The organism is Parasalinivibrio latis (genome assembly GCF_036825535.1).
Lineage (GTDB): Bacteria > Pseudomonadota > Gammaproteobacteria > Enterobacterales > Vibrionaceae > Parasalinivibrio > Parasalinivibrio latis.
This window is the reverse complement of sequence record NZ_CP098812.1, coordinates 1,126,442-1,145,371: the sequence shown is the minus strand read 5'-3', so window position 1 is coordinate 1,145,371 and position 18,930 is coordinate 1,126,442. Positions and strand designations below refer to the sequence as shown.

Annotated in this window: 18 protein-coding genes; 7 read left to right on the top strand and 11 right to left on the bottom strand. The window is 50.1% G+C overall.

Annotated features, from left to right (window positions below):
• Nucleotides 1–51: 51 nt before the first annotated feature.
• A complete protein-coding gene (gene fadR / locus NF212_RS05565; protein WP_434359571.1) occupies nucleotides 52–903 on the bottom strand; it encodes a fatty acid metabolism transcriptional regulator FadR in 852 nt (283 codons plus the stop codon).
• Between the two features lie 480 nt (nucleotides 904–1,383).
• Here fadR and nhaB point away from each other — a divergent pair, with 480 nt between their 5' ends.
• Both nhaB and dsbB read left to right on the top strand, forming a co-directional pair.
• Nucleotides 1,384–2,970 carry a Na(+)/H(+) antiporter NhaB gene (nhaB, locus tag NF212_RS05560; protein WP_434359569.1) on the top strand — a complete coding sequence of 529 codons (1,587 nt, stop codon included), beginning with the start codon at nucleotides 1,384–1,386 and terminating at the stop codon, nucleotides 2,968–2,970.
• Nucleotides 2,971–3,099: 129 nt separating this feature from the next.
• The gene (gene dsbB, locus NF212_RS05555; protein WP_434359567.1) at nucleotides 3,100–3,636 is read left to right on the top strand and encodes a disulfide bond formation protein DsbB; all 537 of its coding nucleotides are present in this window, start codon (nucleotides 3,100–3,102) and stop codon (nucleotides 3,634–3,636) included.
• Here dsbB and NF212_RS05550 read toward each other — a convergent pair.
• From NF212_RS05550 to dusC, 3 genes are all read right to left on the bottom strand, one after another.
• Entirely contained in the window at nucleotides 3,568–4,005 is a 438-nt protein-coding gene (locus tag NF212_RS05550) for a (deoxy)nucleoside triphosphate pyrophosphohydrolase (RefSeq protein WP_434359565.1), read from the bottom strand. The two genes, dsbB and NF212_RS05550, sit on opposite strands and share 69 nt — an antisense overlap.
• Nucleotides 4,002–4,736: an SEC-C metal-binding domain-containing protein gene (locus NF212_RS05545; RefSeq protein ID WP_434359563.1), complete on the bottom strand. Its 735-nt coding sequence runs from the start codon at nucleotides 4,734–4,736 to the stop codon at nucleotides 4,002–4,004. The genes NF212_RS05550 and NF212_RS05545 overlap by 4 nt, the downstream gene beginning before the upstream one ends.
• Before the next feature lie 98 nt (nucleotides 4,737–4,834).
• Nucleotides 4,835–5,794 carry a tRNA dihydrouridine(16) synthase DusC gene (gene dusC / locus NF212_RS05540; RefSeq protein ID WP_434359561.1) on the bottom strand — a complete coding sequence of 320 codons (960 nt, stop codon included), beginning with the start codon at nucleotides 5,792–5,794 and terminating at the stop codon, nucleotides 4,835–4,837.
• Nucleotides 5,795–5,956: 162 nt separating this feature from the next.
• Here dusC and NF212_RS05535 point away from each other — a divergent pair, with 162 nt between their 5' ends.
• On the top strand, nucleotides 5,957–6,874 hold the full coding sequence (locus NF212_RS05535; protein WP_434359559.1) for a DUF808 domain-containing protein: 918 nt from the start codon (nucleotides 5,957–5,959) through the stop codon (nucleotides 6,872–6,874).
• Nucleotides 6,875–6,968: 94 nt separating this feature from the next.
• Here the strand turns inward: NF212_RS05535 and NF212_RS05530 are convergent, their stop codons facing one another.
• The 3 genes from NF212_RS05530 to NF212_RS05520 form a co-directional block, all read right to left on the bottom strand.
• Entirely contained in the window at nucleotides 6,969–7,370 is a 402-nt protein-coding gene (locus tag NF212_RS05530) for a bactofilin family protein (RefSeq protein WP_434359557.1), read from the bottom strand.
• Nucleotides 7,354–8,622 carry a peptidoglycan DD-metalloendopeptidase family protein gene (locus NF212_RS05525; protein WP_434359555.1) on the bottom strand — a complete coding sequence of 423 codons (1,269 nt, stop codon included), beginning with the start codon at nucleotides 8,620–8,622 and terminating at the stop codon, nucleotides 7,354–7,356. Before NF212_RS05525 ends, NF212_RS05530 begins: the two co-directional genes overlap by 17 nt.
• A gap of 440 nt (nucleotides 8,623–9,062) precedes the next feature.
• Nucleotides 9,063–10,436, bottom strand: a complete 1,374-nt coding sequence (locus NF212_RS05520; RefSeq protein WP_434359553.1) for an SLC13 family permease — start codon at nucleotides 10,434–10,436, stop codon at nucleotides 9,063–9,065.
• A gap of 255 nt (nucleotides 10,437–10,691) precedes the next feature.
• Between NF212_RS05520 and def the strand changes: the two genes are divergently transcribed.
• Both def and NF212_RS05510 read left to right on the top strand, forming a co-directional pair.
• Entirely contained in the window at nucleotides 10,692–11,210 is a 519-nt protein-coding gene (gene def / locus NF212_RS05515) for a peptide deformylase (RefSeq protein ID WP_434359551.1), read from the top strand.
• 260 nt (nucleotides 11,211–11,470) lie between these two features.
• On the top strand, nucleotides 11,471–12,727 hold the full coding sequence (locus NF212_RS05510) for an aromatic amino acid transport family protein (protein ID WP_434359549.1): 1,257 nt from the start codon (nucleotides 11,471–11,473) through the stop codon (nucleotides 12,725–12,727).
• A 162-nt stretch (nucleotides 12,728–12,889) separates the two neighbouring features.
• Here the strand turns inward: NF212_RS05510 and NF212_RS05505 are convergent, their stop codons facing one another.
• Nucleotides 12,890–13,342 (bottom strand): YcgN family cysteine cluster protein, encoded by a 453-nt coding sequence (locus tag NF212_RS05505; RefSeq protein ID WP_434360836.1) that lies wholly within the window; start codon nucleotides 13,340–13,342, stop codon nucleotides 12,890–12,892.
• 76 nt (nucleotides 13,343–13,418) lie between these two features.
• Nucleotides 13,419–13,652, bottom strand: coding sequence for a YkgJ family cysteine cluster protein (locus NF212_RS05500; protein WP_434360835.1), 234 nt, complete (start codon nucleotides 13,650–13,652; stop codon nucleotides 13,419–13,421).
• A 472-nt stretch (nucleotides 13,653–14,124) separates the two neighbouring features.
• On the opposite strand from NF212_RS05500, the gene NF212_RS05495 reads away from it, so the two are divergent.
• Nucleotides 14,125–16,017, top strand: a complete 1,893-nt coding sequence (locus tag NF212_RS05495; RefSeq protein ID WP_434359547.1) for a methyl-accepting chemotaxis protein — start codon at nucleotides 14,125–14,127, stop codon at nucleotides 16,015–16,017.
• 70 nt (nucleotides 16,018–16,087) lie between these two features.
• On the opposite strand, the gene NF212_RS05490 is transcribed toward NF212_RS05495, so the two are convergent.
• Together NF212_RS05490 and NF212_RS05485 are read right to left on the bottom strand one after the other, a co-directional pair.
• Nucleotides 16,088–17,272: an MFS transporter gene (locus NF212_RS05490; protein ID WP_434359545.1), complete on the bottom strand. Its 1,185-nt coding sequence runs from the start codon at nucleotides 17,270–17,272 to the stop codon at nucleotides 16,088–16,090.
• A gap of 124 nt (nucleotides 17,273–17,396) precedes the next feature.
• Nucleotides 17,397–18,308, bottom strand: coding sequence for a Tim44 domain-containing protein (locus NF212_RS05485; RefSeq protein ID WP_434359543.1), 912 nt, complete (start codon nucleotides 18,306–18,308; stop codon nucleotides 17,397–17,399).
• Nucleotides 18,309–18,529: 221 nt separating this feature from the next.
• Here NF212_RS05485 and NF212_RS05480 point away from each other — a divergent pair, with 221 nt between their 5' ends.
• Nucleotides 18,530–18,925, top strand: coding sequence for an NINE protein (locus tag NF212_RS05480; RefSeq protein WP_434359541.1), 396 nt, complete (start codon nucleotides 18,530–18,532; stop codon nucleotides 18,923–18,925).
• The last annotated feature ends 5 nt before the right edge of the window (nucleotides 18,926–18,930 follow it).

Here is an 18,930-nt window from a genome sequence, read left to right as displayed (position 1 = left end):
GAAAAAGCCTGCATCTGCAGGCTTTTTTACTGTCCGTAGCCAAAAAGGCAATCAGGCCTCTTCCTGCTCCATCAGCTGGGTAATCTGGTCGCGATGGGTGAACCACAGTACACCAGACTCACGTCCGTACTGCTTGACCAAGTCTGACGCTTGCTGGTGAAGCTTGTCATTGGTCAGTTGCAGAAGGTTGTGATAAAACTTCATTGCCGCTTCACAGGCACGGCTATCCAGGAAATAGTAACCGCCAACACGGCCATAAATCTTACGCATACCATTGATAGTCAGGGCGTAAACTTTATTGCCGGAAAGGTGTGCCATGCCCTGGAACAGCATGTAGTCGTAGAAATTGAATGCACGGGCGCGACAAATCTGTTCACACAGTGCTTCATCGGTTTTGCCGAAAGCCTCAACGATTTTCTTCGCTTCCTGGTACAGTGCATCTTTCTCTTCCACACTGTCAGCAAACGCATGAAAACTGTCAGCAGCCATCAGAGCCTGACAACGGCCAATAACCTTTTCAATCAGTTCCGCACAGGCTTCAGGTTGCGCTTTAATTGCATAGCGCATGAATACGCCGCTGATATCTGTACGGGCGGACAGCAGATCTTCCAGGACACCATGAACATCCTGACCGCGAAGCGTTACCAGGGTATCAAGGATATTCAGGCCGGAGGTCTGCATGTAATCATTAACCCGAGTGGGTTTACCGTGCTGGATTGTTAACCAGCCATCCCGAGCAAGACGCTGAAGCACTTCCCGCAGGGTCGTGCGTGTTACACCAATCAGTTCTGAGAGCTCACGTTCCGCAGGAAGAATAGAACCTTTAGGAAAGTGATTATTCCAAATACTTTCAATGATATACTTCTCAGCAAATGTTGCCGGGCTATCTGCCTTAATCACCATCTATTATTATATCCGCGTTGCTTCTTGTCGTTTTATAGCAACTCATCATACCACCCAGATCAGAACCGTTAAACTCCGTTTTACAACGCATCGACAGGCCTACCACATTCGTTCTCACATTCGAGCCAACTCACGTTTTTACGGTGTGCTACGCAACTTGTAATATTCTGTTACATTCTGTAATAATTAGGCCGCCTGACGTACCTCCCGTTTTAAGATGAAATATTCGTTAAAAACGTTAATAGAGATAGGCAAACTTGACTGATTGGTTTCTCAATGTAAAGTTGGCGTCGGGCAAGCCCAAGGGATTGCTAAGGCCCAGGAAATTTCTCGCAATTGACTGTCTACAAAACATTTACTGACATACAAAAACAGTGATAATGCGCCACAGAACGCGAACGACAGTTTCAGCTCGTGTGACACCTTTTGCGCCGATGCAATGTGTTTTCGTGACCATCATTTGAAATAGAGATAACTATAATGGCAACAACGCTAGGGAATGCTTTTATCAAGAATTTTCTTGGTAAAGCGCCAGATTGGTACAAAGTCCTCATTATTGCGTTCCTCATCATTAACCCCATCATTTTTCATGTAAGCCCGTTCATTGCCGGTTGGGTACTGGTAGCAGAATTTATCTTTACCCTGGCAATGGCGCTGAAATGTTACCCCCTTCAACCGGGTGGTTTGCTGGCAATAGAAGCTGTAGCTATCGGCATGACCAGTGCTGATCAAGTTAAACACGAGCTTGTAGCCAACATCGAAGTTCTGCTGCTGTTGGTGTTTATGGTGGCTGGTATCTACTTTATGAAGCAGCTTTTGCTGTTCATCTTTACCAAGATACTGCTGGGTATACGCTCCAAAGTTTTACTCTCTGTTGCATTCTGTTCCGCAGCAGCATTCCTGTCTGCTTTCCTTGATGCCCTTACCGTTATCGCTGTGGTTATCAGCGTTGCAGTAGGCTTTTACTCGATTTACCACAAGGTGGCATCGGGCAAGGATTTCCAGTCTAAACACGACCATACATCTGACGATGCCGTCCATGAACCAAGCCGACAGGATCTGGAAGATTACCGCGCGTTCCTGCGCAGCCTGTTGATGCATGCCGGTGTGGGTACCGCTCTTGGTGGCGTGATGACGATGGTGGGTGAGCCCCAAAACCTGATCATCGCTGACCAGGCTGGCTGGCAGTTCGGCGAGTTCCTGCTACGCATGGCACCCGTTACCATCCCAGTACTCTTCTGTGGCCTGGCAACCTGTATGTTTGTCGAAAAGTTCCATCTGTTCGGTTACGGCGCAAAACTGCCGGATACTGTCCGTGCCATTCTGGTTGACTACGACCGTGCAGAGCGCGCCAAGCGTACTAATCTGGATGTGGCCAAGCTGATTGTACAAGGCATGATTGCAGTGTGGCTTATTGTCGGCCTGGCACTTCACCTTGCTGCTGTTGGCCTGATTGGCCTGTCAGTAATCGTACTGGCAACCTCCTTTACAGGTGTTATCGACGAACACCAGATTGGTAAAGCGTTTGAGGAAGCCCTGCCGTTTACAGCCCTGTTGGCGGTATTCTTTTCTATCGTCGCTGTTATCATCGACCAACAGCTGTTTGCCCCGGTTATCCAATGGGTACTGTCAATGGAAGGCCATGACCAGTTAAGCATGTTCTACATTGCAAACGGCTTGCTTTCCATGGTGTCTGACAACGTATTTGTCGGCACGGTATATATCAACGAAGTTAAAGCCGCTTACCTTGAAGGTGCTATCAGTCGTGAACAGTTCGACCTGCTGGCTGTCGCTATCAACACCGGTACCAACCTGCCGTCGGTTGCTACGCCAAATGGCCAGGCTGCGTTCCTGTTCCTGCTGACCTCAACACTGGCCCCGCTCCTTCGCCTGTCCTATGGTCGTATGGTCGTTATGGCATTCCCATATACAATCGTACTGGCACTGGTCGGCCTGGGTGGAATTGAGCTTCTGCTCACCCCGGCAACTGAGTGGATGATCCACGCCGGATGGATCAGCGAGACAGCACATATGATCCAGGATGCTGCGGCGGCAGCAGGCCACTAAATAGCCTTTCAGGGAGCCTCATTTTCTGACTTGAAAGCGGCTCCCATACCGGAAAATTAAGACTATACGTGCATAAGCAAAGTCCTGTAGTATCAGGACTTTGCTTTTTTGTTCCTGAACGGCGACGCTATGAGCTTCCTATACCGAATTTCTACTCAACGAACAGCTTGGTTTTTGTTGTTTATCTCTATCGTCGGTTTTGAGCTGACTGCGCTCTATTTTGAGCATGTGATGAAGTTGGCCCCATGTGTGATGTGTATCTATGAGCGCGTCGCCATGATGGGAGTGGGTATTGCTGCACTGGTTGGGATGATGGCGCCGGGCAATGTGGTCTTCCGCTGGCTGGGTTTTGCCGGATGGGGCTACAGCGCATTTCGTGGCCTGCAACTGGCTATGGAGCACGTTAGTTACCAGTTCCCGGATCCAAATGTGCTGTTTGGGGCTACCTGTGACCTTTTTGTACGCTTCCCGGAATGGGCACCGTTAAACAAGTGGGCGCCATGGATGTTTGAAGCTTATGGTGACTGCGGCAAGGTCGTCTGGCAATTCCTTACCCTTTCAATGCCGCAGTGGTTGGTGGTTATCTTTGCCGCCCAGTTAGCCGTGCTTGCAGTGGTGGTTGTCTCTCAACTGTTCGGAAAGCGGGAACGAACCCTTTTCAAGTAATGCCACAAACGGCATGTCTGCCGCACTGAACGAATAGTCCTTTAGTGCGGCAGGTTCTGCCCAAACCACTTTCTGGTGGCAGTTCAGTTTCATCACACCGGATTCCACCACACAAAAGTAGCCGCACAACCGAATAGATTTGTCCGGATAGTGAAAGGTATTTTCGCCAAGGTTACGCCCGACTGACACCGTGACTTCCAGCTCTTCCTGTAACTCCCGGACTAACGCCGCAGAATCTGATTCCCCGGTCTCTACCTTGCCGCCGGGAAACTCCCACAATCCCCCCTGGGAGTGGGTATCTTTCCTTTGTGCAATCAGGACGCAGCCATCTTTAACAATAACCCCGGCGACAACACGGATCGCGCTCATTGTGTCTGGCCGCAGCATTGCTTGAATTTCTTACCGCTACCGCATGGGCAGTCATCATTCCTGCCAACATCACGGTACGGGTTCACTGATTGGGAACCATGGCCATGCTGGGCTTCATCTGCTGCCATTGCCGATTCACACAGCATCATATTCAGTGCTTCAAACAGCTGGTTCGATGGAGGTAGTGGCTCAACACCGGCTGCCTGCATCTCTTCCAGTGTACCCTCTTCATCCATCACCAGCATCATGGTAGTCAGGAGGCCGGAAAGCATCCGGAAACTGCCATCGGAAGCTGCCACGTTTTCCCACATTGGAGCGATGACCTGCCAGACACACAGGAAGCCTTCCGCCATGTTTTGCTGGTTTTCAGACACCTCACCGGATACCGGTTGAAGCTGTCCAGGCAACTCATAGCCGTTGCTGACCAAAGAAACATATTGGGTCTGGAAGTGGTTGAGGATCACCTCTCGGCACGTATCGTCGACAACCGGCATCGGCTCTTCTTCAACACCGCCGGTGACCAGAAGTGGCAGCCAGGTTTCCGGTTCCAGGGGAGCCGGAGCAAGATTGGCAGCAAGCAGGGCACCTTCGACAAAGGTTTCAGGCATGCCTTCCCAATGTGTTGGAAGGCTAATCAGAGAAGACATATTGAGGTTCACTCTGGAGATAGGGATGGCGGCAACTATACCCAATTTCCCGCCATCAGCCAATTTAGCCAGAATGATGGGCAACGAGGTTTTGCCACTACTTTTAGTGCATAGTGTGGTTGTAGGTACAGGAGAGTAATCACAGCATCCCCGCTTTCACGGGGACGGCTGTTTGGGCTGCGTTATACCGCCACCGTTTCCAGAATATCCAGCTCACGCTGCAACACTGTGACAATATCACCGGCAACCTTATGGACACGTACCTTGGTAAACACATCCTGAGCCTGGGGGTATTCATGACGCAGGTACGTCAGCCATTGTTTGATCCGGTTAGGGTAATACAGGCCCTTATCCCCTTTCATTTCAAACTCTGAATAGCGCAGCATCAGCCGGAGGACATCAAGCCAGTGCATGGGTTCGGCATTTTCTTTCAAGTGACGGCCAAGGTTTGGCATGTTCAGCGCACCACGACAAACCATCAGAGTGTCGCATCCGGTCACTTCCAGGCATTTCTGCCCATCAGCCCAGTTCCAGACGTCACCGTTGGCGGTAATATGGATAGGCGTATTCCGGGCGATATCACCGATAAGATCCCAACGAATCGTGCCGGCACGGTAACCGTCGGCCTTGCTGCGTCCATGAACCACCAGCTCATTGGCACCGCCCTGTACTACTGCATCCACAATTTCCGGATAGCTTGAGCAATCGTCAAACCCAAGACGGACTTTCGCGCTGACAACCTGATCCTGGGGAACAGATTCACGAACTGCTTTTACCACCTGGTAAATCAGTTCTGGCTGCTTGAGAAGTGCCGCACCGCCATTGCTGCCATTAACCAGTTTTGACGGGCACCCAAAGTTCAGGTCAATGCCGTATGAACCATACTCAATCGCATTGGCTGCGTTTTCCGCCATGATTTCCGGAGCCTGGCCCAGCAATTGAACGCGTACTGGTGTGCCGGATGGCGTGCGGCCTCCGTTTTCCAACTCAGGACAGTATTTCAGGTAGACGCGTTTTGGCAGCACGAGGTCAACCACCCGTACAAACTCAGTGACGCACATGTCATATTGGTTGATTTCGCACAATAGATGACGCATCAGGTGATCCAGCACGCCTTCCATCGGGCCAAGCACTACCCGCATTCAGTGACTCCAGAAATAATCAAAATCATTAGGGGAAAATTAAGCCCGCCATTCTATCTTTATTACCCAGAAAAGCCAGAGAGCATATAAAACCATTGCTTCCACAAGGTAAAAAGCGTAAATAATGCGAACCATGCATTTTATTGATAGGGTGAATAATTTATGGCTGGAGCAAGCCTGTTAACACTCCTCGACGATATAACGTCCATTCTTGATGATGTTGCGGCCATGAGCAAAGTTGCCGCAAAAAAAACCACCGGTGTGCTGGGAGATGACCTGGCGCTGAATGCCCAACAGGTGACTGGTGTTGCCGCAGATCGTGAACTGCCGGTTGTCTGGTCTGTGGCAAAAGGTTCACTTGTGAACAAAGCTATCCTGGTTCCGGCTGCCCTTGCCATCAGTGCATTCGTTCCTTGGTTGATCACCCCTTTACTGATGCTGGGCGGCCTGTTCCTCTGTTTCGAAGGGGCTGAAAAAATTCTTGAAGCCTTTTTCCATAAACACGAAGCCCCATCGGCAGAGGAAGCTCAGCACAGCCTTGAAAAGCCGCTGACACCGGAAGAAGAGAAAGCAAAAATCAAAGGTGCGGTACGTACAGACTTCATCCTTTCCGCTGAAATTATTGTACTGACACTGGGGGTAGTGTCCGAGCACCCATTTATGACCCAGCTCATTACTATGTCACTCATTGCCCTTCTGATGACGCTCGGCGTTTACGGGCTTGTAGCAGTTATCGTAAAAATTGATGATGCTGGCCTCTACCTCAGCAAGAAGTCCGGTGGGCTCACCCAGTCAGTCGGCCGCGGCCTGCTGGCACTTGCCCCATACCTGATGAAAGCACTGTCCGTTATCGGCACGGTTGCCATGTTCCTTGTCGGTGGCGGTATCCTCACTCACGGCTTCCATTTGCTGAGTGAGTGGATTTCTGAAGCGGCCTCTTCCACCGCGCTTATTCCTGGCGTAGGTGCTGTGGTCTCAGCGGTCGTGCCTACCCTGTTAAACGGTGTCATCGGCATCCTTGCAGGCCTGGTTGTTGTCGGGGTCGTGTCAGTATTCGGGAAACTTAAAAAAGCCCATTAACTGACACGGCAGCCTTACCCGGCTGCACTGGAAATGTTTTTGCAAAAGCCGCCTGAAAAAAGGCGGCTTTTTTACGAATGGGTTTTGGACAAAATCAGGACTGCTGCTGAACCAACGCACCGATGTCAGTCACTTCACTTTCCGGCTGCAGTTCCGGCAGTCGAGAGATGTTGCCTTGCAACACCGCACCCGGTTCAATGCACAAAGAACCCTGCACAATATCCCCATTAACATTGGCGCTGCTGCGAAGGTTAACTTCATTGGAAAAGATATTACCCGTTACAGTTCCACGGACATCCAGCCAGTCGGTCTGGATAGAGCCTTCAATTCGCCCGCTCTCTCCCAAAACCAGCTTCCCGGCAACTACATCGCCGATAACTGTACCATCAACCTGAATTTCACCGCTGCAGGTCAGTTTCCCTTCAATAGTGGTGTCCGGTGATATCAGCGAAAGTAACCCGCTTCCCTGTGGTTGTTTCTTACTGCTGCTGAACATGACTGATTACCTCAAAAAAACGCAGAGGGTTTAAGTACCTGTCGTCTTGCACAATCTCATAGTGCAGATGGTTGTTGGTACTGCGTCCCGTATTTCCCATCAACCCAATAACCTGCCCCTTGGCAACATTCTGCCCCCGTTTTACCTTAAACGAGTGAAGGTGCCCATACCGGGTAATGATGCCGTTGTTGTGCCGGATTTCGATAAATTTACCGTACCCAGCGTTCTTAAACGCCCGCACAACCGTTCCATCGGCAGGCGCATAAATTTTGGTTTTTGGCCACCCGGCGAGATCCAGTCCCCGGTGAAAAGCACGTTTTTTATTAAAAGGATCCTTTCGGTATCCATAGCGACTGCTGATGTAATACTTATCCTCTTTCACGGGCAGAACATCAGGCAAGCCATCCAGATAGGTTTCAAGCTCATTGAGCGTTGTCAGATCGTCCAGTGTTTCATCGTAGCCGAGCGGCAACAGCTCCAGATTCGCCTCTTGGAAAGGACCACCCTGCCCGCTTGGTATCTCCTCAACGGAATACTTAATCCCGGCATCCTTGAATGCCGTCAGGATAGCCTGTTTGCGTGAAATGATCCGGGATGCCCAGTCGCTGAACAAAAACTGGATATGGTTCTCAAGGGCTGAAGCCTGGAGGGAAAAGGGTTGTTCAGGGAAAGGAGGTCTGTTAAATGCCTGCGGTTCTTCAGCCTCTGCCGGTCGGGTCACTGTCGCGGGAAGGTTTGCCCGCATATCCAGCAATACCGACTGCTGGTGCAGCAGTATTTTCAGCTTGTCGTGCTGCTGCTGGTTCTCTTCTTTTAACTGGCTGGCAAGCTGCTTCCATTCCCGCTGTTCATCTTCATGTTGAAGCCGCCACTGTTCTCTCTCGGCCTCGTATCGGGTATGCAATTCACGCGTTTTCGCATCGATCTGTTGTTGCCACTGTTCACGTTCAGCGGCCAGTTTATCTTTTAGTGCCTGTGTCCCGGATTCATATTTTTTTTGCCACTGAAGCCGCTCTGAATCGTTCTGCGCTGTCAGCAAGGCGGTGGTGGTATCGTATTTTTTCTGCCAGTCTTCGCCCTGCCTGATAGTTTCATTCCGCAGCAAAGTCAGTTCACTGTAGAGGCTTTCATGCCGGCGGTTGAATTCTTCCTGCTGGTAAATCAGCTGATTGGTCGCGTACGCAGCCCAAGAGATAACCACAAACAGTCCGGTTACAACAGAACATTGTAACCAGCCAGGAATGGTGAGCATCTTTACCTGTGCTCCTTGCCGTATTAATAATTGCCGGGAAGGAAAACAGGCTCTGTAAACAGCGCCAATTTTACGAATCATAACAGTTCAAATAACCAACAAATGACCCTCACAATATCAAGCTTGATTTACGATTTCTTCTCAAAGCTGCGAAAAATCCGAGAACCGTGAATAGTGTTCTGTTTATTAAAGTAATTTGTTTTCTGATATTAATCTTATGTCATAAAGTCCAATCCGGCCTGATTTAACCCACTAAAAATAAAGATAATTAGTAGTTTCCTTAATCGGATAGCACTATTTCCCGCCTGACTTTGTGGATATCTGTGGATATTTTTCTCTTAAATCTCAATATGAACTTTACGTGGTTCAAAGCAATGATATTGGAACCCATAAACACCAAAAGCCGGCAAATTGCCGGCCTGCATTTGGGGAAAATAAAGTTAGTGCCAGAAAAGCAGCGCAAATACACTGATAATTGCAATACATGCCACATTGAGTACAAAACCAGCCCGCATCATTTCTGACTGCCTAACCTTACCAGTTGCGAACACAATCGCATTTGGAGGCGTCGCAACAGGCAACATAAAGGCGCAGGATGCCGATACAGCGATAAGGGCAGACGTCATTACCGGCGACATCCCCATTTCAACAGCCACGCCTGCAAACACTGGAACCAGCAACGCGGCAGTCGCGGTATTACTCGAAACTTCGGTCAGGAAAACAACAAAACTGACCAGGATAAGGATGGTCACCAGTACACCGGCTTCAGACAGGAATGCGCTCAAGTGGCCAGCAAGGAATGCGCTGGTACCGGTGGCAGAAATCATCGCGCTCAGGCACAGCCCGCCCCCGAACAGCATTAACACTCCCCAGTCGGTGTTACGGTCTACGTCTTTCCACTCCACTGATCCTGTTACCGCCAGCAGGGCAATGGCGCTCAGGGCAACAACGGTATCAAAGGAAGAGAGCCCGCCCAGCATCGCATTGATGGGTTTACCGAAAATCCAGCAACACACTGTCAGGCCAAAAATCGCCATAGTGGTAACGCGCCCCCGAGTCCATTCAATTTTTACATCATGGGAATCGACAGCAAAATCCATTTTAGGGCGAAGGTAAAAATAGAGGATGACAATTGCGGCAGGCAGCAACACCACAGTAACCGGCAGGCCGATACGGAACCAGCCCATAAAGTCCAAACCGACTTCGGCGGCAGCAATAGCATTAGGAGGACTGCCCACCAGTGTCGCAATACCGCCGATACTGGCACAATAAGCAATTCCCAATAAGACAAATACATGGGTGTTACGGTGTTTTTCTTCACTGACCGAAGCCAGCAACCCGGCTGACAGCGGCAGCATCATGGCAGCTGTTGCTGTGTTGCTAATCCACATAGAAAGGAACGCTGTAGCAACAAAAAGCACGACAGTGGCACCGGCAAGGCTCCCCTTTGCGGCTGAAACAATTTTGTTCGCAATCGCCCGGTCGAGCCCTTGTTTGCTCAGCGCCGCAGCCAGCGCAAAGCCGCCGAGAAACAGAAATATTATGGGGTTGGCAAAACTGGAAAGCGCCTTGGCCGTCGGGAAAATGCCAAACCCGATTGCCAGTAAAGGCACAAGAATAGCGGTAACACTGACATGAAGAGCTTCCGTCAGCCACAGTATCGCGATAAAGGTCAAGATGGAGAGACCTTTTACCACATCGGGCTCAAACGGCAGGGTTAAGTTCAGAACAGCAAGCAACACAACATCGGCGAGCAGGATCAATGCGTTCCTGCTCATCATTGCCGATCGCAATGACACAGTAATGGTTTGCATCTTTGGGCTTCCTTTTAATTTACTGACTTAGGTTTATTTATTGTTTTACCCGGCATCACATCCGGGGCGAGGCTAATGTATGATGTAATTAAGTAAGGAAAAACGATATTTTCGTGGAAGAAACCTGTTGAACCATTTTGATTTCAAATCAGTGAAATTTGGCGGGAAATTGGTGTGGGAAATGACCCATAACCATCACGGATAGAATTATTGCGAGCTATATCTCATCGCTCGCCATGCCTCAGGGAAAACACAATGGACATCATCCAACTGGGTAACCCACAGTTGCGCGATATCGCACAGCCGCTTTCACCAGACATTCTCAAATCTCACCGGGCTTTCTTCCAGGATCTGCAGGAAACCATGGCGTTCCACAACGGCGTTGGCATTGCCGCCCCGCAGGTTGGCAAATCGGTCAGGGCATTTATTGTGGCTTCTAAACCAAACAGTCGGTATCCGGATGCTCCGAAGATGGAGCCTACACTAGTGATCAACCCGGAACTGGTGTGGCACAGTGAAGAAACCGCACTTGATTGGGAGGGGTGCCTGAGCATTCCGGGGATCCGAGCCAAAGTGCCAAGATCTGTTTCCATCGCAGTGAGGTACATGACTCTGGAGGGGGAGTACGTTGAATGCCGGTTTGATGGGTTTATCGCAAGGATATTCCAGCATGAACTGGATCATCTCAACGGTGTCGTCTTTCTCGACCGGGCTGACAGTCGGAACTTTGCAACAGAAGCTGAGTACTTAAAGCAGTTGTCTGCAAACAGGTGAACGAGTATCAGTCACTTATATCGAAATCGTTTAATTAACCAGCAAAAGAACAATGCGCTAAAAATCATTAAATTTTGGTTTTATATTTCAAATAAGAGACATTTTGCCGGGACATAAAACCACAAATATAAGATATTTACACTATACCACCCAGCAACACCTCTTAATGTTAGTTATTAATGCTAGGCCTATTATTCGCGACAGGAATTCTGACTATGTAGACTCAAGCAGACTAAAACACTAAAAATAGTGAGTTTCACGTGAGTTATACCCAAGAAGTCTCCCTTCCCCGCAGCGTTACTAACAGCGCTTCCTGGTCAAAACATGATACACAGTGGGTACTTAGCCTGTTTGGTACTGCAGTAGGTGCCGGTATCCTGTTCCTGCCCATCAATTTGGGAATTGGCGGTTTCTGGCCGTTGGCCCTGATGGCGGCACTGGCTTTTCCGCTCACGTACCTGGCTCACCGTGGCCTGGCCCGCTTTGTCCTGTCTTCATCCAACCCTCAGGCAGATTTCACCGATGTGGTCGAAGAACACTTTGGTACATCAGCCGGCCGCCTGATTTCCCTGCTCTATTTTCTCTCCATCTTCCCTATTCTGCTTATCTATGGTGTAGGCATTACCAACACTGTCAGCAGCTTTCTGGTAAACCAGTTGGGAATGGCTGAACCTTCGCGCATCATCCTGTCCGGCCTTCTGATATTCCCAATGGTCGCCATTATGATGGCCGGGGAGAAAATCATGCTGAAAGTATTCGCCCTGATGGTTTATCCGCTGGTTGCTATTCTTGCCATACTTTCGCTGTATTTGGTCCCGGAGTGGAACGTCCCGGCACTTAGCTTTCCTGCGTTCAGCGATTTCACGCTTACCACCTGGCTTGCCCTGCCGGTGCTGATTTTCTCCTTCAGCCACGCAGCAGCAGTCTCAAGCTTCGCCAATGTCCAACGCCGCCACTACGGTGAGAAGGCAGTCGAGAAGTCGGAGAGCATCCTTAACCGTACTGCGATTATGCTGGTTGCTTTTGTACTGCTGTTTGTTTTCTCCTGTGTACTGGCTCTCAGCCCAGCTCAGCTTGCGGATGCCAAAGCGGCAAACGTCTCCGTGCTCTCCTATCTGGCAAACGTCACCAATAACCCGTTTATCGCAACACTTGGGCCTTTGGTTGCCTTCATTGCCATTACATCGTCTTTCCTTGGCCACTTTATGGGTGCCAGAGAAAGCTTAAACGGGCTGATTACAAAACACTCTTCCCTGAGCCTGAAAACTGCCGACCGTTTGGGTGTGGTTGTGATGTTTTTTGCCATCTGGTTTGCTGCGGTAATGAACCCAAGCATCCTCGGCATGATGGAAGCCCTCTCCGGCCCCGTCATTGCGATGATCCTGTTTATCATGCCAATGGTGGCAGTGTTCACCGTACCGGCAATGAGCAAATACCGCAGTAAAGCCAGCACCTATTTTGTATTGGCAGCAGGGATAGTTGCAGTATCAGCATTGGTGTTTTCGTTGGTGAAATGAGTTATTCCAGATATACCAAAGCCCCGGAGAGGGGCTTTGCACATAGAAAACCGTTTATCTCAACCCCATACAAAAAACCGCCATTCATTTAGCCAAGTGTGGCGATGAAATGGCGGCAGTTTTCTTTACAGGTGGCACTGTCAGATCAGGAAAGCCTGAAAACTAGGCGGTTTCATCAACCCTGTTTGGGTGGTTGATGATGTGGTCTTCCCAGTCAATCACATCGATTTCGTACACCACTTTGTCCCGCACAGATTCGTTGGCGGCGTGCATGGCATCTTTCGAGCCGGTGATCAGTGGGTGCCACTCAGGCAGGTTCTTGCCTTCTGCAAGCAGGCGGTACGAACAGGTTTCCGGCAGCCAGTAGAATTCGTCGATTTTATCGCGGCTCAGCTTGAGGCACTCTTCATCGTAAGAGAAGCGGTTTGGATAGTCCTTGCAAGAGCACGTTTTGCAGTCCAGCAGGCTGCAGGCCACGTTGGTGTAGTAAAGCTCGTCCGTGTCTTCATCGATTAGCTTGTGCAGGCAGCATTTACCGCAACCGTCACAAAGCGACTCCCATTCTTCGTCCGTCAATTTTTCAAGGGGTTTTGATTCCCAGAAACGTTCTGTCATGGTACTGCTCATCGATAGTTATCCGGAACGCCGGACGACTCCGGGTTTCCGGTTCGCCGACACATTGCGCCACCCGTTAAACGGTGGCGGCTTCCAGTTCAGTTAATATGGCAATGGCCTGCGCGCTGCCTTTGCCGCAAATCCAGTCACAGGCTTTAAAGTCACTGCATACCTTGGGACGCTCACTTTTCCCAAAGATAGAACACAGGTTCTCTGCAGTCAGGTGTTTACACCGCTCTCCGGCGGGCTTCCCCAGTGAACTGATAGAAGGTGCGATACAACATGCACCGCACCCGGCATGGCATTTCATGATTTTCTCACAGGCTTTCGAAGGTTTTCTCTCCACTACGGGATGATCCCGTCGCGGCAAACCGGGAATGATCGCTCCCTTGGCGCTGTGATGCAAGTGTAGATTTCCCGGCTGGCGTCTAATTAAGCATACAGATGCATAATTATTAGATTTATCGATAAGCACCTTTGTCCTGATGAAAATTTGTCATATGATTTGTGCGATTTCTATATCAAGTCCGCTTCATATTTGCCGCTAATACCAAACAGATTGATTCATTTGTCTGAAATGACGCCGGGGAAATCATCCAACCCTGTATACATGTTGCTGATACCAGCGACTGCAACGTCAAACTGCGTAAGGTGGGGGAAAAATGGTTTCAACCTGCCGGGATGTGCATCGAATTAATCTGATTGGTATTACATCTGGTTTACCACGAAGCCTTCATTCTGGCACTGCCAGACTTCCAGGGAATAATTGGAGCAACATATTCATGTTTACGAGTTCGCTTTCACTCAGAAAAAAACTGGCCTTCTCTGCCAGCGCTGCCATTCTGGTTGGCAGTTCACTTGTTATGGCCGTCTCTTTCATCTCTTCGCTGAACCGGTTGGACACCGAACTGAAGGAACGACTGCACAGTGCCGCCGAGTCTTACAACACTTACGTTGCCGACTGGATCCAATCCAAAGGCCATGCACTTTCATCTTTCCCGACAGATGCCGATCCTGCCCATTATGACAAACACGTTCGCCAGGTTCGCGATTCCGGTCAGTTTGATAATGTCTTCCTGGCGTTTAACGATGGCAGCCAGATCAATGCCAACAACGTTAAACTGCCACCGGAGAACAATGACCCTCGCACCTGGGGTTGGTACAACAACGCCAAAGCGATGCCGGGCCAGGTATTTATGGATAACCCGACTGTGGCTGCCGCCAGCGGTGCCAATGTGGTCTCGGTGGGTAAGGTTATAAAAACGGACAAAGGCGAAGCGGTTCTTGGCGCAGACGTTGAAATCAACGCCATTCTGCAACAGCTGAAAAATGTGTTGTTACCAGGTGACGGGCATATGTTCATTACAACCCGTGACGGCAAAATCTTTGCCCATGCCGATACCGGATTGCTGAACCAGTTCGCTAACACCGCAGCAGAAGGTCTTACCCCGGCAATCCTCAACCGTCTTGCACAAAGCGGGAACATGACAGAAATGAAGGTCAATGGCATAGACAGTAATGTTACCGTTGATGCCATTCCTGACACTGGCCTTCTGACAGTGATTGTTGTCGACCACGACTCGGTAGTCGCACCGCTTATCCGTATGTTGTGGGAGCAGGCCATAATTGCCATCGCTGTCATTGCGGCGTGTATGGTTGCGTTTAACCTGCTGTGTAATTACCTGTTCAAACCCCTGCGCAATGTTTCCAACGCCCTTGAAACCATCGCACAGGGAGGTGGTGACCTGACCGGCCGTCTGGAAATTACCAGCAAGGACGAAGTGGGCCAGTTGGCAGAAAACTTCAATAGTTTTGTTGGCAGCCTGCAGGCACTTATCCAGGACATCGGCAGCCAGGCCCGTCAGTTAAACAGCGAGTCTTCTGAAAGCCAGGCTCGCGCCCTCAAGCAGGTAGATGCCCTGGGTAACCAGCAGCAGGAAGTAACCATGGTGGCTACGGCAGTTACCGAAATGTCTTCCGCAACGCAGGAAATTGCGGCCAATGCTGAAAATGCAGCCCAAGCCGCCCAGGAATCTGCAACTTACTCAGAACACGGCCAGCATCTGGTAGAAAAGAGTCGCTGTGAGATCTCAGATCTTGCCGGTGAAGTGGAAACTGCTACCGGCGTTATCCGCGAACTTAACCAGCATGCACAGGACATCAACGGTATTCTTTCTGCCATTCAGGGAATTGCCGAGCAGACTAACCTGCTGGCATTGAACGCAGCAATTGAAGCCGCCCGTGCCGGCGAACAGGGCCGAGGCTTTGCGGTGGTAGCGGATGAAGTCCGGGTTCTGTCACAGCGCACGCACTCTTCTACTGAAGAGATCCAGTCGATGATTACCACGCTTCAGGCGACAACCAACAAAGCGGTGGAAATTATGGAGCGCAGTTCGGAAATGGCGAACACCTCTGTTGACGGTGCGCAGGCTGCCAGTGAATCCCTGACACAGATCAGCGAGTCCATCCGCATTATCAGTGATATGGCGACACAAATCGCGACAGCTGCGGAAGAACAATCCCACGTTACGCTGGAGATCACCCAGAACACCACTGCAATTAAGGATGTCACTGACCGTCTGGCTGAAGATGCAGAAGATGCCCGCCGACAGGCTGAAAGCCTCAGCATCCAGGCAGATTCGCTTAATGCCAAGGTTTCAACCTTCACGGTTTAAGAGTTCAAACTGAAAAGCGCCGGGAAAACCGGCGCCTATTTGTATCTGCGACTTCCAAACAATCGAACACTCAGCTGTTAGCCGATGCACTTGCGTTGCGAAGCTCTACCTCATAGCCGGGTTGCGGAATAAGCGGGACAAACCGCGAAAGCACCAGTGAGCAACCAGCAAAACCGGCACCGATAAAGAATACTGCCCCCGGTGATACCAGCCACAGCATTCCCAGCAATGCCGGGATCACCACCGCCGCGATATGGTTAATGGTAAAGCTTACACCAGCCGTCGACGCAATATCCTTCGGGTCAGCAATCTTCTGGAAGTAAGTTTTAATCGCAATTGCCAGCGCAAAGAACAGGTGGTCTACCACATATAGCGCGCCTGCCAGCATCGCGTTATCCACCAGCCCGTAGCCAACAAATACTACTATCAGGCCGATATACTCAACTGTCAGTGCACGGCGCTCCCCCACTTTTCCAATCCAGGCTCCAATTTTGGCTGCAAATACCATGTTGAACAGGTAGTTAACGATAAACAGGAGGCTGATATCACCGACGCTGTAGCCGAATTTCTCCACCATCATAAAACCGGCAAATACGATAAAGATCTGTCGACGGGCACCACTCATAAAGGTCAGCGCATAATAGAGCCAGTAACGTTTACGCAGTACCAGAGACTTGTTCTGTGCGTGGTGCTGCGGAAACATTGGCGTCGCCACCCAAAGTGCAAGAACCGCCACCAGCCCGGCAAGGCCAAACAACATATACACGGTGTTATAGCTTGTACCCAGGACTTCCATCAGCATCCACACGGCTCCATATGCCAGAATGCTTGCCGCCCCTTTCCAGGCCAGCACCCGGCCCATAAAGGCTGCGCTCTCGCCCTTGGGTACCCATTGAAGTGTCAGTGACTGGTTCACAGTCTCAAAGTAGTGAAAGCCCACGGACATCACCAAAGTGGTCAGGTAGAGCCCATAAACACTCGGGAACCATCCGGTTACGGCGACACCGGCACACATTACTGCAAGGAATAAAAGGGCAAAACGCTGTTCTCGTATAAACAGCAAAAGGTAGATTGCAGTAAATGCCAGAAAGCCCGGCACTTCACGCAGGCTTTGCAGGATACCGATTTCCTTACCGGTAAATGCGGCTCTTTCAACCACAAAGTTATTCAGCAGTACATTCCACACAGAAAAGGTGGAAGCCATGACAAAACCCAGGGCGATAAGCAAAACCTGAGGTGAAATCCTAACAGTCACTTGGTCCGGTTCCTGTAATCCAATTGGGCAAAATCCCTAAAGAAGAAAACGGCTCCTTAATGTAAGGAGCCGCCAAAACGGACACTGAGGGGGATCAGTGAATAATTTTTATTGTAATTCGGTTTTACGCCTGGATGCCGACAATCAGCCAAGGCGCATTTTGTGTCCGGGTATCACGCTCAAGGTGCCAGATATCAGTGATATCTTCTTCAACACCTTCTTTGCGGTCCATGTACCGGCCACTGAACTGGATTGACAGTTGGGCACGTTGACCGTCGTAGTCAGCACGAACCACTTCTGCGTCCACGTACATTACTTCGGTGTGTTGCTCACCCTCCAGCTTCGCACGTTCCTCAACCAGATCCTTGTAAAGTTCCGGGCTGACGTACTCGCGGATTTTGTCCAGGTCATTGTAGTTCCATGCACCTTGCAGTACACGGTAGTGCTCACGGGCACCGTTCAGGAAACCTGACAGGTCAAAACCCGGAGGGAAATTAAACGGTACGTCGCTGGCTGCCGCACCAAAGCCGCTTTCTGAAGCAGAAGCCTGTGGCTGTTGTTCGGCCTGGCGGAAAGCTGTGTTCTGGTTCTGCTCATGGTAATAACCACGGCTGCCCTGTTGGGCTGAACCTGCGTAAGCATGGCCACTGTTGTGGTTCTGGGAACCCGCCTTAGCCTGCTGCATGCTGCGGAAGATCTTGAACAGGATAAACGCCAGTGCGGCAATAATCAGGATATCCATAAACTGGATACCTTCAAAAGCACCCGAACCGAACAGAGCTGCCAACAGGCCACCAGCCAGAAGGCCGCCCAAAATACCACCCATCAGGCCTTTTTTACTGCTGCTTTTTGTCGCCGACGCTTTGGTCGGATCGTTTTGACGCAGTGTATTGTTCTGAGTCGGGGACTTAGGTGCCGGCGCAGTCTTGAAGCTCTTGCCAAAAGACTTACCACCACCGAATTTCTTCGCTTCTGCATGAGGGGCCGAAACCACCATCACGAACATAAGCGCAATCACAGAGAAGAGTTTCTTCATTTTGAACCTATAGATTGTTCCACGCTGTCATCATGCTAGACAGCCAAGGTTAAAAGTCAATGTGCGACGGGCATCAAAATGTTACGAATAGTATATTTCTCAATCCGTCTTGCACATTTTCATCGTGGGTTAATCTGCTTGGTGGTAGGATTTTGGCTGTTGCGGAACTATTTAACTGTCATGCAACCAAACAGATGTATATCAGGCAGGAAGAAATAATAATGAACGATACTCACAGCAAGCTATTTGGTTACATCCTCTGGATTTTTGGTTTTCTCGGTGCTCACCGTTTTTACTACGGCAAACCGGTAACAGGTACTATCTGGTTCTTTACCCTTGGCCTGTTCGGTATTGGCTGGTTGATTGACCTGTTCCTTATCCCGTCAATGGACCGCGAGGCGGATTTGCGCTTCCATGCCGGTGAAACTGACTACAACATTGCCTGGCTGTTGCTGACATTCCTCGGCCTGTTCGGTGTGCACCGCATGTACATGGGTAAATGGCTGACCGGTATCCTTTATCTGTTTACCGGTGGTTTTTTCCTGATTGGCGTGCTTTATGACTTCTGGACACTTAACGAGCAGGTTTCGGTTAAAAACGCCCGGGTCGCATATTAACAGCT

Coding starts and splice junctions, on each gene's coding strand:
- fadR (WP_434359571.1), bottom strand. CDS start 903: ATGGTGATTAAGGCAGATAGCCCGGCAACATTTGCTGAGAAGTATATC.
- nhaB (WP_434359569.1), top strand. CDS start 1,384: ATGGCAACAACGCTAGGGAATGCTTTTATCAAGAATTTTCTTGGTAAA.
- dsbB (WP_434359567.1), top strand. CDS start 3,100: ATGAGCTTCCTATACCGAATTTCTACTCAACGAACAGCTTGGTTTTTG.
- NF212_RS05550 (WP_434359565.1), bottom strand. CDS start 4,005: ATGAGCGCGATCCGTGTTGTCGCCGGGGTTATTGTTAAAGATGGCTGC.
- dusC (WP_434359561.1), bottom strand. CDS start 5,794: ATGCGGGTAGTGCTTGGCCCGATGGAAGGCGTGCTGGATCACCTGATG.
- NF212_RS05535 (WP_434359559.1), top strand. CDS start 5,957: ATGGCTGGAGCAAGCCTGTTAACACTCCTCGACGATATAACGTCCATT.
- NF212_RS05530 (WP_434359557.1), bottom strand. CDS start 7,370: ATGTTCAGCAGCAGTAAGAAACAACCACAGGGAAGCGGGTTACTTTCG.
- NF212_RS05525 (WP_434359555.1), bottom strand. CDS start 8,622: ATGCTCACCATTCCTGGCTGGTTACAATGTTCTGTTGTAACCGGACTG.
- NF212_RS05520 (WP_434359553.1), bottom strand. CDS start 10,436: ATGCAAACCATTACTGTGTCATTGCGATCGGCAATGATGAGCAGGAAC.
- def (WP_434359551.1), top strand. CDS start 10,692: ATGGACATCATCCAACTGGGTAACCCACAGTTGCGCGATATCGCACAG.
- NF212_RS05505 (WP_434360836.1), bottom strand. CDS start 13,342: ATGACAGAACGTTTCTGGGAATCAAAACCCCTTGAAAAATTGACGGAC.
- NF212_RS05500 (WP_434360835.1), bottom strand. CDS start 13,652: ATGAAATGCCATGCCGGGTGCGGTGCATGTTGTATCGCACCTTCTATC.
- NF212_RS05495 (WP_434359547.1), top strand. CDS start 14,125: ATGTTTACGAGTTCGCTTTCACTCAGAAAAAAACTGGCCTTCTCTGCC.
- NF212_RS05485 (WP_434359543.1), bottom strand. CDS start 18,308: ATGAAGAAACTCTTCTCTGTGATTGCGCTTATGTTCGTGATGGTGGTT.
- NF212_RS05480 (WP_434359541.1), top strand. CDS start 18,530: ATGAACGATACTCACAGCAAGCTATTTGGTTACATCCTCTGGATTTTT.